Origin of the sequence: Curtobacterium flaccumfaciens (assembly GCF_051548005.1) — a bacterium.
In the GTDB taxonomy this organism is placed as follows: domain Bacteria; phylum Actinomycetota; class Actinomycetes; order Actinomycetales; family Microbacteriaceae; genus Curtobacterium.
Genome location: NZ_JBPUGH010000083.1, coordinates 1 through 14,413 on the forward strand (window position 1 = coordinate 1; position 14,413 = coordinate 14,413).

General features: G+C 68.0%; 17 protein-coding genes. 9 read left to right on the plus strand and 8 right to left on the minus strand.

Translation table 11 applies throughout. From position 1 onward, the window contains the following. Nucleotides 1-169: 169 nt before the first annotated feature. Together ACSW7Y_RS10770 and ACSW7Y_RS10775 are read left to right on the plus strand one after the other, a co-directional pair. Nucleotides 170-751, plus strand: a complete 582-nt coding sequence (locus ACSW7Y_RS10770) for a hypothetical protein (RefSeq protein ID WP_438126281.1) — start codon at nucleotides 170-172, stop codon at nucleotides 749-751. Between the two features lie 1,324 nt (nucleotides 752-2,075). Further along, nucleotides 2,076-2,657, plus strand: a complete 582-nt coding sequence (locus tag ACSW7Y_RS10775) for a hypothetical protein (RefSeq protein WP_438126282.1) — start codon at nucleotides 2,076-2,078, stop codon at nucleotides 2,655-2,657. Between the two features lie 72 nt (nucleotides 2,658-2,729). Here ACSW7Y_RS10775 and ACSW7Y_RS10780 read toward each other — a convergent pair whose 3' ends face one another. Then, nucleotides 2,730-3,323 carry a hypothetical protein gene (locus tag ACSW7Y_RS10780; protein ID WP_438126283.1) on the minus strand — a complete coding sequence of 198 codons (594 nt, stop codon included), beginning with the start codon at nucleotides 3,321-3,323 and terminating at the stop codon, nucleotides 2,730-2,732. A 174-nt stretch (nucleotides 3,324-3,497) separates the two neighbouring features. On the opposite strand from ACSW7Y_RS10780, the gene ACSW7Y_RS10785 reads away from it, so the two are divergent. Next, nucleotides 3,498-3,776, plus strand: a complete 279-nt coding sequence (locus ACSW7Y_RS10785) for a hypothetical protein (RefSeq protein ID WP_438126284.1) — start codon at nucleotides 3,498-3,500, stop codon at nucleotides 3,774-3,776. A 27-nt stretch (nucleotides 3,777-3,803) separates the two neighbouring features. Here ACSW7Y_RS10785 and ACSW7Y_RS10790 read toward each other — a convergent pair whose 3' ends face one another. Both ACSW7Y_RS10790 and ACSW7Y_RS10795 read right to left on the minus strand, forming a co-directional pair. After that, a complete protein-coding gene (locus ACSW7Y_RS10790; protein ID WP_438126285.1) occupies nucleotides 3,804-4,028 on the minus strand; it encodes a cold-shock protein in 225 nt (74 codons plus the stop codon). A 451-nt stretch (nucleotides 4,029-4,479) separates the two neighbouring features. Further along, nucleotides 4,480-5,076 carry a hypothetical protein gene (locus tag ACSW7Y_RS10795; RefSeq protein WP_438126286.1) on the minus strand — a complete coding sequence of 199 codons (597 nt, stop codon included), beginning with the start codon at nucleotides 5,074-5,076 and terminating at the stop codon, nucleotides 4,480-4,482. Nucleotides 5,077-5,200: 124 nt separating this feature from the next. Here ACSW7Y_RS10795 and ACSW7Y_RS10800 point away from each other — a divergent pair, with 124 nt between their 5' ends. After that, the gene (locus ACSW7Y_RS10800; protein ID WP_438126287.1) at nucleotides 5,201-5,602 is read left to right on the plus strand and encodes a hypothetical protein; all 402 of its coding nucleotides are present in this window, start codon (nucleotides 5,201-5,203) and stop codon (nucleotides 5,600-5,602) included. 111 nt (nucleotides 5,603-5,713) lie between these two features. Here the strand turns inward: ACSW7Y_RS10800 and ACSW7Y_RS10805 are convergent, their stop codons facing one another. From ACSW7Y_RS10805 to ACSW7Y_RS10815, 3 genes are all read right to left on the minus strand, one after another. Then, entirely contained in the window at nucleotides 5,714-6,139 is a 426-nt protein-coding gene (locus ACSW7Y_RS10805; protein WP_438126288.1) for a PRC-barrel domain-containing protein, read from the minus strand. Between the two features lie 175 nt (nucleotides 6,140-6,314). After that, nucleotides 6,315-6,944, minus strand: coding sequence for a DUF1345 domain-containing protein (locus ACSW7Y_RS10810; RefSeq protein WP_438126289.1), 630 nt, complete (start codon nucleotides 6,942-6,944; stop codon nucleotides 6,315-6,317). Nucleotides 6,945-6,964: 20 nt separating this feature from the next. Then, a complete protein-coding gene (locus tag ACSW7Y_RS10815; RefSeq protein ID WP_438126290.1) occupies nucleotides 6,965-7,546 on the minus strand; it encodes a response regulator transcription factor in 582 nt (193 codons plus the stop codon). 269 nt (nucleotides 7,547-7,815) lie between these two features. On the opposite strand from ACSW7Y_RS10815, the gene ACSW7Y_RS10820 reads away from it, so the two are divergent. From ACSW7Y_RS10820 to ACSW7Y_RS10835, 4 genes are all read left to right on the plus strand, one after another. After that, the gene (locus ACSW7Y_RS10820) at nucleotides 7,816-8,967 is read left to right on the plus strand and encodes a glutathione-independent formaldehyde dehydrogenase (RefSeq protein WP_438126291.1); all 1,152 of its coding nucleotides are present in this window, start codon (nucleotides 7,816-7,818) and stop codon (nucleotides 8,965-8,967) included. A gap of 2 nt (nucleotides 8,968-8,969) precedes the next feature. Beyond that, the gene (locus ACSW7Y_RS10825; RefSeq protein WP_438126292.1) at nucleotides 8,970-9,437 is read left to right on the plus strand and encodes a hypothetical protein; all 468 of its coding nucleotides are present in this window, start codon (nucleotides 8,970-8,972) and stop codon (nucleotides 9,435-9,437) included. Nucleotides 9,438-9,472: 35 nt separating this feature from the next. Continuing rightward, the gene (locus ACSW7Y_RS10830; RefSeq protein WP_438126293.1) at nucleotides 9,473-10,603 is read left to right on the plus strand and encodes a zinc-dependent alcohol dehydrogenase; all 1,131 of its coding nucleotides are present in this window, start codon (nucleotides 9,473-9,475) and stop codon (nucleotides 10,601-10,603) included. 130 nt (nucleotides 10,604-10,733) lie between these two features. Continuing rightward, the gene (locus ACSW7Y_RS10835) at nucleotides 10,734-11,138 is read left to right on the plus strand and encodes a hypothetical protein (RefSeq protein ID WP_438126294.1); all 405 of its coding nucleotides are present in this window, start codon (nucleotides 10,734-10,736) and stop codon (nucleotides 11,136-11,138) included. 125 nt (nucleotides 11,139-11,263) lie between these two features. On the opposite strand, the gene ACSW7Y_RS10840 is transcribed toward ACSW7Y_RS10835, so the two are convergent. Continuing rightward, the gene (locus ACSW7Y_RS10840; RefSeq protein ID WP_438126295.1) at nucleotides 11,264-12,316 is read right to left on the minus strand and encodes a methionine synthase; all 1,053 of its coding nucleotides are present in this window, start codon (nucleotides 12,314-12,316) and stop codon (nucleotides 11,264-11,266) included. 20 nt (nucleotides 12,317-12,336) lie between these two features. Beyond that, nucleotides 12,337-13,335: a putative oxygenase MesX gene (locus tag ACSW7Y_RS10845; RefSeq protein WP_438126296.1), complete on the minus strand. Its 999-nt coding sequence runs from the start codon at nucleotides 13,333-13,335 to the stop codon at nucleotides 12,337-12,339. 120 nt (nucleotides 13,336-13,455) lie between these two features. Here ACSW7Y_RS10845 and ACSW7Y_RS10850 point away from each other — a divergent pair, with 120 nt between their 5' ends. After that, complete coding sequence (locus ACSW7Y_RS10850) at nucleotides 13,456-14,397, plus strand: LysR family transcriptional regulator (RefSeq protein ID WP_438126297.1); 942 nt, start codon at nucleotides 13,456-13,458, stop codon at nucleotides 14,395-14,397. Nucleotides 14,398-14,413: the final 16 nt, after the last annotated feature.

Here is a 14,413-nt window from a genome sequence, read left to right on the forward strand (position 1 = left end):
CCGCCCGAGGCCCTGTCTCAATAGCTCCCAGAACCGCGCCTCTCGAGCACGGTGTTCCAGCCTCGATCCCATCTGCAGCACTCCGATTCACGGTGGTGTTGCAACGACCGGCTGAAACCAAGGATCGCTTACCGAGACGGACTGCGGTCTGCTGTGGCACGCTGATCCGGTGCGTCAGTCGGACCTTCGCGCCCTGCTCGATCAGGCGTCCCGAGAACAGCTCATGGTGCTGCGACGCCGCTCCGAGCCTGACGCTCGGTACAGCGGCTACGTTCTCGCACTCGGAGCCAAGTGGGTCCTCCTGGCCCGGGTCGCGGAAGGCGGATTCTTCGATGGCCACGTCGCGTTCAGACTCACTGACCTCAGACAAGCACAGCTCGACCGGTCCTTCGAGTCGCAAGCAGCCCGACTCCGTCCGGAGTGGCCGCCACGCGACCCGGACTGGCTCGTTGGTGTCGATGTCGGTCTCGACCGAACCCGGGACGTCCTGAAGGCGTTCGGCGCCGACGGCTCGCTGATCGCGGTGCAGAAAGACCGTCGGCCTGACGCGCTGTGGGTTGGCATTGTCGACGAAATCAGCCGTCACTGGCTCTACCTCTGGGAGGTCCGGCCCAGCGGCGAGTGGAAAGACCGGCCGCTCGGCTACCGCATCCGGCGCGTCGCGGCCATCGAGCGAGGCGGGCAGTACCTCCGAGGCCTCGCTGACGTCGCTGGCAACGAACCACCGACCACGAGCACCGGCACCGACTGAATTGCACCGACAGTCCCGGCAACCGATGGATTGGCGGGCACTGGGAACACCCCCGTGCTGTCAGCGTCCTGACCGACCAGCTCGTTCCGAAAAGATCAGCACCATGAACGCCATGATGACGCATGCCGCTCCTACGATTTTCGTCGGCACTCCCGGTGGCAACACGAAGAGCCCGAATCCGCATCCTGCCAGCAGGATCAGGAGCGTGAGAGTCAAAGGGCGAATGCGCATTAGCCTCCTTACGAGCAAGCTCCAATTAGCGTTTCGATGGCCGATCGCCTATCCGACACACACGAACCAGCGCTCGGCATGGCCTCTGCTCATGTTTGCTGCGGGTGCATCAGGGATGTGGATTGCCCTGCCCCTAATCGGGGCCGTGATGGTCTACGGCATCGTCCGCGGGATCATCCGCAAGCGAAACGGCAAGGAGTGTCCGCACGCCGATCCCCCTCCGAGAAGCGAGAGCAGCATGGGGCAATGATGCGTCGGTACCGAATCTGGACGGCGTGGACCGTCGGCCCGCTCACGGCGGCCCTGATGGTTCTGACGGTCATGGCGGCAGCCACGGACTTCACGCCCTGGCCGCCGCTGCTCGCTGCGACCGTCGCCGTCGCTCTTGCCGGGACAATCTTGATCGCGCTGGGGCCGCGCGTCGCCCGGCAGCAGGCTCGGGAACGCCGTGGCCAGCACAACCAGCGCGTTCGATAGCCGATCCGCTGCCGGTCGTCGGCTTCGATGTCCGCACCGGGCACTACCGCAGTCTGTCAGGGCACATCTACTCGAGGTCGGAGCGCGGCCCGTCCAGCCTGTCTGCGCCAGATTCTGTGCCGGCAGCCTGCTCACTCTCACGACGACGAGCCCGTGTAAGGCTCACCGCCAACCCGAAGGTCCCCGGTGCGCACCAGACGCCGATCACGGCGAAGTCCAGTGGGCTGCGCCTGGTCAGCGCAATGCCGAGCCAGATCAGAGCCCCGAGGTATGCAAGCGGCCACATCACGGCCGAGTTGTCGGAGATTCTCCACCAGGGACGTATCGCGGGGCCCGGTGTTCTCATCGAGGTTGACCGCTCATCTGGCCGTTCATCAGACAACTCAAGCTCCTCTTTTCGCTTCGCATCGCGTCGCGATCGGCCTTGGGCCCCGCCGATAGCCATGGAACCACGCCGCCGTGCCAGCGGACCGGGCAGCTCAACCATCGCGGCCCGGCACGCCTGGTTCCGATTGGTGAAGGTTTGGCAAACGGGCACCTTCGAACTGATCGCGTTCCGACCCGCGGACGTCGCGGGTCTTTTCAGCTGAACCGGCGAAAACTAGTGTCGGCAAACGTGAGTACGCACCGACGCAGATTCCCGACCGAACTCGCCCTGGCGTTCGCGGGGATCGCACTCGGTGTTGCCGGAACACTCGGCAACAGTGGCGACGTGGTCGGACTCCTGTGGTCGCTGGGCGGAGCACTGGTGTTTCTCGGAATCTACTTCGGCATCCTGGCGGCTTTCGTCGGAGTGCTCGAACGACGTGCCCGGGCCCCCGAGCTCGCCGACCCTGCATCCCTACAGCTTCTTGGTTTCCTGACGAAGTCGGGCCGTGTCGCCTTCGGCCTGCCGGCGTCGTACTTGGTCCGCAACGTCGTGCTCATCGGTCTCACCGCAAGTAGCGTGCGTGTCCAGACTCGGACGCGGTCGATCGACGTCACCACGTCCTGTTCTTCCGCGCGTGCGATCGACTTCGACGTGAATGAGGGTGTCTTCGCAGCGACGCCGCGCATCAAGGGCGGGATCGAGATCGAGTGCGGGATCGGTACCGTCCGCATTGTCGTCATGCCGCGCGGGCGCGGCGGGATCGGTTTCATGAGCCGTGCCGAGGTCAGTAAGAAGCTCTCAGCGCTCGAGGTGAACACGGCAGCCTGAGTCTCTCGCGGGCCGATAGCCGCTCCGCTATCGAGACGGCCAGCGCATCTGTCCCGGCAATGAGCGTCCTGGTCACAGAGGCGAGAGTCCTGGCTCGATGAGGTGGCGGGGAATGTGCGCCGTGCAGATCGACCGGTCCGGCGGTAGCTCGCCGTGCTCGAACTCGTATTCGCACTCACCGCACGTCGTGCCCGTTGCGCTCCATTCGCCGGGATGCTCGTCCCACGGGTGCGTGCACGCGGGGCAGGCGGTCTTGCGGAGGCGCTTCGAGACGGCATGGAAGTCCAGGAGTACCGGCGCTGATCCGTCCCACGGCCGCCACCGCCCCCAGCGGCGGACCGCGATCGGCGTCGAGCCGACGTCGATCAGCACTTCGCCCAGCACAGCGGTGGTCACCACCACCGTGCACGGGATGGCGCCCCGGAGCGTCACCGTGGTCGCGGTGATGTCGATGCTCTCGAGTACGAGGTCGCCTGTCCCGTCGGTACTGTCGACGACGACTTCCACCGCGTCGGCCACGGTCAGAGTGACGGGCAGTCGAGCAGTGCCGACGCTCGTGTCGTGCTCGATGATCCAACCGTGCAGAACCAGCTGCCCGTCAGCGACGCATGCAGCGGTGGCGTCAAACGTCGCGTCGTCGAGAGTCTCGAGGGAGCGAAGGGGCACAGTGCCATTTTTGCAGCCCCGGAACGGGAAGCTCTCGATGCTGCTTGAAGCAAGCCAAGCGTCCGATGGCCTATCGGCTATCGGCTATCGGCTATCGGCTGTCGGCTATCGGCTATCGGCTATCGGACATCGGCTCGCCTCCTGCGCGATCCTGCGGGAGTGCGCTATCGGTTGATGAACGAGTACGGCGTCGACTGGCCGCTGTGGCGCGACGATGGACTCTGCGACGCGGGCACGCCGTCGTTCTCGCCCCGACTCGAGCGGGCGATCCTCGAGTGGGCCCGCGACTTCAACGAGAACTACGGCGTCGAGAGCGGCTGGCCGACCGACACGGCTGCGCGCTCCCACGAACGCCAAGGACGACGTCTGTTGCTGCTCGTCGAACGAGAGCTCCCGGAGGGCGACGACGTGGTGCTCGGCTACTGGGAAACGAACAAGCGTAAGGGCCTGTAGACCCTAGGATCATCGATCGGCTACTGATCAAATCCTCGAAACGCTGCGCGCTCGGTAGAAGTACCCGTCCTGTCCGCTGGGGTAGGGCTCGACCTCGAACCGCACGGTCTGGGCTGGCCGAAGCGAGAGGAAGCCAGGCCCATCGAGCTCGGAGAAATGCGCGAAGACGTCGGACTCGAGCGCCGTCGACCGAAGGGCGCCCCAGCCCTCGTCGTCGCTCCACCAAACACAAACACCCTCGACGATCTGCACCGACCGCAACGTACCCGAAGAAGCGTCCGGCCGCCGATCCTCGAGCAGACACCTGACGTGTCAGTGCCTGAGAAGTCCGACGACCAGCGTTACTGCTGCGACAAGGCCTCCGAAGATGAATCCGCACCCGATGAACCGCGTCAGCTCCGGAGTGAACTGGCCTCCCCAGAAATCTCCTTGGATCCTCCGCGCAGAGCGGGCGATCGGGCCCGGAAAAAGTACGAGAGCGCAGCCCCAGGCGATAGAAATCACCACTCCGACTGCAAGGAGGAGAAGACCCACGTTCCTGACCGTATCGAATGAACGCCAAAGCCGAGTGCTCGGCGTTCCGGCAAGAGAATGCCCACCAGACAGCAGCGCTCAGGCCTCGCTTGCGTTCCACCAATGAGTCGAAGCTTTCGCACTCGGCGTTTGGGTCATCCACTCGAGATCTACACGCTCGCCCTACTCACTACGGAGACCCCAGCCCCGTCACTCCACCCTCGAGGAGGCGAAGCGCCCCGGGCAGAGCGTAGATCGCACTCACCGTGCTGACCTTGATGTCGAGGTCCGGCCGAACAGCGCCCATCTCGAGTCCCCAGACCTTCGTCCCACGCCGTCGGACCCACCCCATCAGCCGCACGACCCAACGCTCGTAGTCCGGTGAGACTGCTCGCATCGATTGCGCCTGGGAGCCGATGCTGTGGGCGGTCATCTCGCTGTCACCAACGCGTCCGGGACGCCAAAAGAGGACAGGTGAGCGGTCAGGGTGTACCAGTCCCACCCCTTCGGCGGGGTCGAACTGCTGGAAGTTAAGCGTCGACACGACCGCCGTGACAGAACCCTCCCGAAGCGCCGGGTCATCGCGATGCAGCACAACCGGTGGTCCGAGCTCCTCGGAGAGGACGATGACCGCCCGCTGCGCCGACGCCTCCTCGCGACTGAGACTCACCGGTTCGAGCACCACGAATGGCCACTGCCAGATCGCTGCCGTTCGTCCTTCACCGACATGGTCGAGGAACAATTCCACATCATCGTCCGACGCATAGAACTGGATTCCAGCAACCACGACGCAAGGCTAGGGCACCGGACGTTCTCTCCGACCGTTCGAGCCACTGAGCGGCAACGCGGAGGGACTGGTAGTCCCGCCACGGCGCGGTGCGTCCGTGAACGAGGTCCGGCACACTGTCGCCATGATGCAGCACGACAACGACGACCTCTTTCCGCTTGGGCCTCCTGACCGCCGCAGGCTCTTGCCCCAGCCTCCTCCGGGCTGGACGGATCTTGCAGTCACCCTGACGCTGTTCGGTCTGAGCCTGCCGTTGCTCGCTGTCGGCTGGTTCGGCGTCCTGCTGTCGATGTTCGCCTTCGACGCGTGCGGAGACGGAGGGTGCAACGACACCGCCGGATCGATCGCCTACATCGGCTTCCCGATCGCGGCTGTCGTCAGCATCGCGCTGTGGGCGTCGGTTGCTGAGCGCCGCCGACGTGCCCGTCGTCGCGCGTGGATCACTGGAGTAGCAGCGATCCTCACCATCGTCGGCCTGTTCGCACTCGCTGCGACCGTCGTCCATTTTGCAGCACAGCCGAACTGAGGTGCCCGATCACGATGCCGGACACGGGCATCGACTTGCTCGCCCACGTCTCGCTGGCCGATCGACTGTCGATACGCCGACGCGCAGAAGAGCGTCGGATGTCGTCGCCGTTCACGCCGGCGGGGTCGTTCCTGCGCCCTCGGTGTCGTCGGAGCCTGCTGGACCCGTGCCGGCCTGGTCGAGGTTCTCGTGCGGGTCGCCCATGTCGCCGGTCGCTGCGCCCACGGCGGAGAGCCCGAAGTGCTTGCGGACGGCGTTCGCCTCGGCGGGGGACAGGGTGTGGCCGGGCCCGACGGAGGGCGCGTCCTTGATCGCGTCCTTCGTGTACCCGACGTGCAGGTCCGTGCCGTCGAAGGTGGCGTCCTCGACCGGGACGAGCGCGTGGTGCCTCCCGAGCAGGCCCGTCGACACGCTGACGTAGGCGGCGCTGCCGTCCTCGTCGGAGGGGAACACCTGTGTCACCTTGCCGACCGTTGCGCCGTCGCGATCACGCACCGTCGCGCTCTCGACCTGGTGGATGTCGCTCTTCGAGATCATGGGTGGAGTCAACGCCGTGTGCCTGGAGCTTCGCGGGCGACGTGAGCGTTCGGCGGTCAGCCGCCGTCAGCGGAGGACGCGACAGGGCTGCCGACGTGACGGGTCAGGCGGAGAGGAGCCGCGCCTCCAGTCCGGGGCGAGGATGCGGCAGCAGCCGCAGCGGTGGCCTACCGGCTCACCCACCCTGCGTGAGGCTCGTGATGAGGTTGATCGCGACGGCGACGACGAAGGTCCCGAAGAAGTAGGACAGGAGCGCGTGACCCATCGCGACCCGACGCGACGGGGTGGACGACTTGGTGATGCTGCTCGCGCTGTACGACATCCCGATGGAGAAGGCCGTGAACGCGAAGTCGCTGTACGCCGGATCCTCGTCCTGGTCGAAGTCGAAGCGGTGTCGGTCGTCGAGGTAGTACATCCGGGCGTACTTGAAGGCGAAGACCGTGTTGATGAGCGCCCAGGCGGCCACGACCCCGACGACCGCGAGGATCGCAGCCGCCGATCCGACGGGGTCCTTCTGCTGGCTGCGCACGAGCCCGAAGACCACCAGGACCACGCTGAGCAGGGTGGCGGTGATGATGAGGGAATCGACGAGCTTCCGCGACCGCTCCTCGTGGCGCGCGAGTGACCGGGTCGTGTCCGGGTCGGCGGGCCAGGCTCGTGACCACGCCCAGACCAGGAAGACCGCGGCGCCCCCCACCCATCCGAGCAGCAGGGCCAGGTCGGGCACGCCGAGGACCACGGCGGCCGACGCGATGACGAGGCCGACGGCGACGGCGACACCCGCTTGCACCGAGAGGTGGGACATCGCGATTCCTTCCTGCCCCGTCACAGGAGCCCGGCGGCGGTGAGCGGGATGTACAGCCCGGCACGTTCGGCCCGGACGGCCGCGAGCGTCCGCGACGTGGCGTTCAACTTGAGCAGGATGTGTTCGACGTGCGCGGCGACGGTCCGAGGAGTGACCGCGAGTGCACGGGCGATCTCGGCGTTGGAGCATCCCTCGACGAGGTGACCGAGCACCTCCAGTTCGCGCGGCGTCAAGCCGCGCAGCCCGGTGGCGGGCGAGAGGACGACGACACCGCAGGCGACGGTGTCCATGCTGCGCTCGCACGCCGTCACGGTCACCCGCACGAAGTCGTCCTGCGTTGCGGCACGCGTGCGGGGCCAGAGGAACGACGTGTGGTTCGCGCCGTCGCCGATGACGTCCCTCGCGGCGGCGACGAGCGCCGATCCGGGCCGCAGGAACGCGTCGTCGGACAGGCCCGGGAGACGCGCGACCCCGTGCTCGAGCAGCAGCACCACTCCGGCCCACGCGCCGTCGACGAGCGCTGCCGCGGCTCCGAGGGTCCGCACCGGGTCGACGCCGCGCACGGCCGTCTCGGCGATCTGCGGTGCTGCGGTTGGGGGCACGGTCTCGGTTGCCTTCGTGGTCGGTGGCGGGCACGGGAGCGTCCCGTCATTCGAGAGGTACCACCGTGCCGTCAGCAGGGAGCGCTCGATGTCTGGATTGCGCGTGGGCATTCCTGCCAATGGCGGCTGCTCGCCCGGCGTCGTGACATGGAGGGGGCGCGAGGCCAGCCGGTCGAGCGCAGCGGTGCGAGGCCAGCCGACCGAGCGCAGACCAGGCGCGTGGCCGACCGGCCGCGCACAGACCAGGCAGGAACCGGAGGGAAGACACCATGAGAGCAGTCGTGTACGAGGGGCCGCAGAAGGTATCCGTGCAGGACGTCCCGGATGCGCGGATCGAGCGGCCGACCGACGTCCTGGTCCGGATCACGACGACGAACATCTGCGGATCCGACCTCCACATGTACGAGGGGCGCACGAGCTTCGAGACCGGACGCTGGTTCGGGCACGAGAACATGGGCGAGGTGATCGAGGTCGGCGACGGGGTCGACAAGGTGCAGGTCGGGGACCACGTCGTCCTGCCGTTCAACGTCGCGTGCGGGCACTGCAAGAACTGCGAGCGGGGGCTGACCAACTACTGCCTCACCGCCCAGCCGGTGCCGGAGTGGGCCGGCGCGGCCTACGGGTTCGCCGACATGGGGCCGTGGGCCGGTGGTCAAGCCGAGCTGCTGCGGGTCCCGTGGGGCGACTTCAACTGTCTCCGTCTCGGCGAGGACGCAGAGGAGAAGTCCTCCGACTACGTGATGCTGGCCGACATCTTCCCGACGGGGTTCCACGCGACCGAGCTGGCCGAGGTGAAGCCGGGCGACCAGACCGTCATCTACGGTGCCGGACCGGTCGGTCTGATGGCTGCCCTGTCAGCCACCATCAAGGGCGCGAGCAAGGTCATGGTCGTGGACCGGCACCCCGATCGGCTCCGACTCGCGGAGTCCATCGGGGCGATCGCCATCGACGACTCCGAGGTGGACCCCGTGCAGGCGGTGCTCGACGAGACGATGGGGCTCGGCGCGGACAACGGGTGCGAGTGCGTCGGCTACCAGGCGCACGAGCCCAGCGGGGACGAGCAGCCGAACCTCACCCTCAACCGACTCGTGCAGTCGGTGCGGTTCACCGGGAGGATCGGCACGGTCGGTGTCTACGTGCCGAAGGACCCTGGTGCCTCGGACGAGCTCGCGAAGCAGGGCCAGATCGCGTTCGACATGGGGCTGCACTGGTTCAAGGGGCAGACCATGGGCACCGGCCAGGCGCCGGTCAAGAAGTACAACCGCCAGCTCCGCGACCTCATCGCGGCGGGCAAGGCGTCGCCGTCCTTCATCGTCAGCCACGAGCTGCCGCTCGACCAGGCGCCCGACGCGTACGAGCACTTCGACAACCGGGACGACGGCTGGACGAAGGTCGTCCTCAAGCCCGGGAAGGCGGCCTGACCATGGACGGGAAGGCAGCAGCCGCGGTCGGGATCGGGGTCGCCGGTGTGGCCGCGGGCCTCGTCGCCCGCTCGCTGGTGAAGGAGCACCGAGACTCGGACGGCGACGCACCGCACCCGCAGGGGTGGAAAGCCGTCACCGTGCTCGGCGACGTCGACGACTTCCGGAGCGGCGGCCGGTACCCGGAGCCGTTGGAGCGGGTGGCGGGATCGCTCGAGATCCGCCTCGAACCGGCACCGGGCGACAAGGGCTTCGAGGTCCACGCCCGGATCCGCGAGGGCGCCGACGGCTCGGGCGACGACGATCCGGGGAAGACGCTGCGCACAGCGTTGCGCGACGCGAAGCAGGTGTTCGAGACCGGCGAGGTCCTGCAGGCGACGCCGAGGCCGCACGGCGAACGACCCACCACGCTGCTCGGCGGCGCGGTCGACGCGGCGGAGGACGATGCGAAGGGCGAGGGTGTGCTGTGAGGGCGCTGTGCTGGACCGGAGTGAACGAACTCTCCGTGGAGACCGTCGACGATCCGGGGATCCTCAACGCCCAGGACATCATCGTCAAGGTGACGCTGAGCACCTCCTGCGGGTCCGACCTGCACCTGCTCGGCGGGTACGTCCCGACGATGCGGGCCGGGGACGTGCTCGGACACGAGTTCATCGGCGAGGTCGTCGAGGTCGGATCGGCCGTCACGAAGCACCGGGTCGGCGACCGGGTGGTCGTCTGCTCGTTCATCAGCTGCGGGAAGTGCTGGTACTGCAAGAACGGGCTGACTTCGCTCTGCGACAACGGCAACCCGAACGCCGGGATCCCCGAGATGCTGTGGGGTCAGGCTCCCGGCGGCTGCTACGGCTACTCCCACGCGCTCGGCGGCTGGGCCGGGAGCCACGCCGAGTACATCCGCGTCCCCTACGCGGACCAGGACGCTTTCCACGTTCCGGAGGGGGTCAGTGACGAGCGGGCGCTCTTCGCGTCCGACGCCGCCCCGACGGGCTGGATGGGAGCGGACCTCGGCGGTGTGCAACCCGGCGACACCGTCGCGGTGTGGGGTGCCGGGGGCGTCGGGCAGATGGCCGCGCGCGGCGCGCTGCTCCTCGGTGCCGAGCGCGTCATCGTGATCGATCGGTTCCAGGAGCGGCTGAGCCAGGTCGAGCAGGTGATCGGCGCGGAGACGATGAACTACGAGACGAGCGAGGTGACGGCGGAGCTCCGCGAGCTCACCGGTGGCCGAGGCCCGGACGTGTGCATCGAGGCCGTCGGGATGGAGGCACACCGCGACGGCCCGGACTTCGCCTACGACCAGCTGAAGCAGCAGCTCCGGCTGCAGACCGACCGGCCGACGGCCGTCCGGGAGGCGGTCTTCGCCGCGCGCAAGGGCGGCAGCCTCTTCGTGCTGGGGGTGTTCGGCGGGTTCGTCGACAAGTTCCCGTTGGGGGCGGTGATGAACAAGGGCCTCACCCTCCGCTCCGCGCAGCAGCACGGGCATCGGTACATCCCGATGCTCCTCGAGCGGATGGCGCGGGACGAGATCGTCACCGAGCACCTCGCGACGCATGTGATGCCGCTCGAGGAGGGGCCGGCGGGCTACGCGATGTTCAAGGAGAAGACCGACGGGTGTGTCCGGGCGGTCTTCCGCCCCTGAGTCGCCGGCGTCGCGCTGGTTGCGATGACGGACGGGAGGCGCGGTCTGACCAGGACCGCGCCTCCCGTCCGTCGTGCTGGTCGCGTCCAGGGCGGCTTGGCGGCGGTCCGCCGTGTGGCAGGCTCGACGCATGCAGCAGTGGGGAGCGGGCGGTCCGGGGCCGACGTGGGCCGCACAGCCGCCTGCGCTGCGCCGAGGATCCTGGTGGGCGGTCGGCGGGATCGTCGCCGCGTCGGTCGGCTTCGCCGCTGCCGCGCTCGGGGCGATGCTCGGGTTCCTCGCGCTCGTCGGCAACGGGCTCATCTACGCCGCGAGCCAAGGCTCGGCGGGCAGCACCCGGGCGTTCGTCGAACTCACCCGGATCGGCGACCTGTTCGTCGTGGTGCCGTTGACCCTGATCGCCGTGGTGTGTGTCGTACTGGCCTGGCGCGACACCCGTGGACCGGGGTGGTCGCGGGTGTCGACGATCGTCGCTACGGCGATGACGTCGGCCCTGGCGTTGCTCGCGCTGCTCACCACGCTCGTGTTCATCTGACCGCGCGCGGTCAAGCTGACGGGGTGCCGCGCACCAGCGCGACGTCAGCGCCGGACGTCAGCTGCGCCTCCAGGCCGCATCGCGAGCCGACCACCCGGCCGACGCGACGACCGTGATGCGACGGACTAACGCCCCGCCGGAACCGCCGCGCCGACGAGCTCGGCCCGCACGATGTCCGCGCCAGCGGACAGCGCCCCGAGCTTCGTGAGCGCCGCACCCCGCGCCAGCGGCGCCATCCCGCAGTTCGAGCTCGGGATGAGCTTGTCCGCGTCGACGAACTCCAGCGCTCGCCGCAGCACCTCGGCGACCTCCTCGGGCGTCTCCACGGTCTCGGTGGCGACGTCGATCGCGCCGAGCATGACCTTCTTCCCCCGGATGAGCTCCACGAGGTCGAGCGGCACGTGGGAGTGGATGCACTCGAGCGAGACGATGTCGATCGAGGACTGCTGCAGGAGCGGGAACGACTGCTCGTACTGCCGCCACTCGGCGCCGAGCGTCTCCTTCCACTTGTTGTTGGCCTCGATGCCGTACCCGTAGCAGATGTGGACGGCGGTCTCGGCGGTGCGCAGGCCCTCGGCAGCGCGCTCGAGTGCGGCGACGCCCCAGTCCTGCACCTCGTCGTGGAACACGGTGAACGCGGGCTCGTCGAACTGGATGATGTCGACGCCGGCGGCTTCGAGTTCCCGGGCTTCCTCGTTGAGGATCGTGGCGAACTCCCAAGCCAGCTTCTCGCGTGACTTGTAGTGCTGGTCGGACAGCGTGTCGATCATGGTCATCGGGCCGGGGAGTGCCCACTTGATCGGCCGGTCGGTCTGGGCGCGCAGGAACCTCGCGTCCTCGACGAACACCGGGGCGGGGCGGCTCACGGCGCCGACGACCGTGGGGACCGCGGCGTCGTAGCGGTCCCGGATCCGGACGGTCTCCTTGCGCTGCTGGTCGATGCCGTCGAGGTGCTCGATGAACGTCGTGACGAAGTGCTGCCGCGTCTGCTCGCCGTCGCTGACGATCTCGATGCCGCGCTGCTCCTGCTCGTGCACGGCGGCCCGGAGTGCGTCCTGCTTGCCCTCGGCCAGGGCGTCGCCCTCCAGCAGCCAGGGAGACCAGAGCTTCTCGGGCTCGGCGAGCCAGGACGGCTTCGGCAGGCTGCCGACGATCGAGGTGGGGAGGATGGTGCTCATACGGGTGCGAGTCCTGTCGGTCAGGCGGAGGGAACAGTGGCGAAGGCGGAGTCAGCCCACCGCGAGAGGAGCGCGCGGTGCGGTGTCACGAGGTGCTCCTCGGTCCACCGACCCTGGGTGACGCCGAGGCGGCTGCGCTCCTCCCGGTCGTACGTGACCGGCGGCACCGTGAAGTCCGTGTGGTCCAGGGTCGGGCGGTAGGTCGCTCCGGCGGGGGTGTTCGCGTTGTAGATCTCCGGGCGGTAGATCTTCTGGAACGTCTCCATCGTGGCGATGGTGCCGATGAGCTGCAGGTCCGAGTAGCCAGCGGTGAGTTCGCCGCGCGAGTAGAACGCGAGCGGGGCCGAGGCTCCGGCGGGCTGGAAGTACCGGACACGCATGCCCATGCGACCGAAGTAGTCGTCGGTGAGCGAGGAGTGCTCGTGGTCGTACTCGGCGCCGAGGACCGGGTGGACGAACCCGGTCTGCCGGTAGGTCTGGCTCGTCGAGACGCTGATGCAGACGACGGGCTCGGCGTCGAACCCGTCCTGGAACGCCGACGACGAGAGGAACCGCTGGAAGAGGACACCGTGCAGCACGCCGAAGTCGGACGGCAGCCCCCGCGATGACGGCAGCAGCACCGAGAAGTCGTAGTCGCGCAGGTACGACGAGAAGTTGTTGCCGAGGATGCCCTGGTGGCGCTCGCCGGTGTGCTGGTCGACGATCGTGACGTCGAGCATCTCGAGCAGCGGGAAGCGCTCCGCAGCACCCTCGTCGACGAACTCCATCGACACCGACACGATGTCGAGCTCGACACGGTAGCGGGCACCGGTCGCGCTCGACGCGGCAGACGACTCAGCAGCGTCGGCCAGCTCGTTCAGCCGCCCGTTGATCAGCGACAGCGCGTTGCGGAGGTTCTGCTGTCGGTGCTCACCGCGCGCCAGGTTCGCGAAGTTCGTCGTCAACCGGGAGCTGTCCGAGGGGGAGTAGTCCTCGTCGAACCGGGTCCTGGTGATGCCGAAGGTGAGGTCGTCCGTCATGGTGAGCCATCCGTTTGCTGCGCGGCCCGGAGGCACTGGGAAGGGGGTCCCTCGATCATGACGGGAACGGAGGGTCATCAGGTAATACGGAGACGCTATGCGGTGGTATAGCCTCTGCCTATGGCACGGGTCGCGAACGACATCACCCTGCAGCAGCTGCGGTACTTCATCGAGGTCGCCTCCGAGGGCTCGATCAGCGCAGCGGCCGACTTGCTCTACGTGTCGCAGCCGACGATGTCCGCGGCGATGAAGGACCTCGAGACGCGCATCGGCCGGCCGCTCTTCACGAGATCTGCCCGCGGTGTCGTGCTCACCGTCGACGGTGTCGAGTTCCTCGGGTACGCCCGGCAGGTCGTCGAGCAGGTGTCCCTCCTCGAGCAGCGGTACGTCGGCCGCCAGGCATCACGTCGGCTGCTGGGGGTGAGCGCGCAGCACTACTCGTTCGCGGTCGAGGCCTTCGTCCGCATGGTGGAGGGGGCGGCAGCGGACGAGTACGAGTTCTCCCTCCGCGAGACGCGCACGTGGGACATCATCGAGGACGTCCGCACGCTCCGCAGCGAGGTCGGCATCCTCTACCGCAACGACTTCAACCGGCAGGTGCTCGGCAAGCTCTTCCGGGACGCCGGCGTCGTGTTCACCCCGCTGTTCGTCGCGCAGCCGCACATCTTCGTGGCCCGAAGGAACCCGATCGCCGCACGCGAGCGCGCGACCCTCGAGGACCTCGCCGACCTGCCGCGCCTCACGTTCGACCAGGGCGCCAACAACTCCTTCTACCTCGCCGAGGAGATCCTCTCGACGATGTCGAGCAAGCGCGAGATCCGGGTGTCGGACCGGGCGACGATCTTCAACCTCATGATCGGCCTCGGCGGCTACACGATCTCCACCGGGCTGATCAGCGACGACCTCGACCCCGAGATCGTCGCCATCCCCCTCGACGTCGACGAGCGCATCGAGATCGGCTGGATCGCCCACGCCTCGGTGCCGCTCACCGTGCAGGCGCAGACCTACCTCGACGAGCTGCGTGCGGTGGTCACCAGCTACGGGGTCGAGCCGCTCGGGTAGGCGGGCTGCGGCAGTC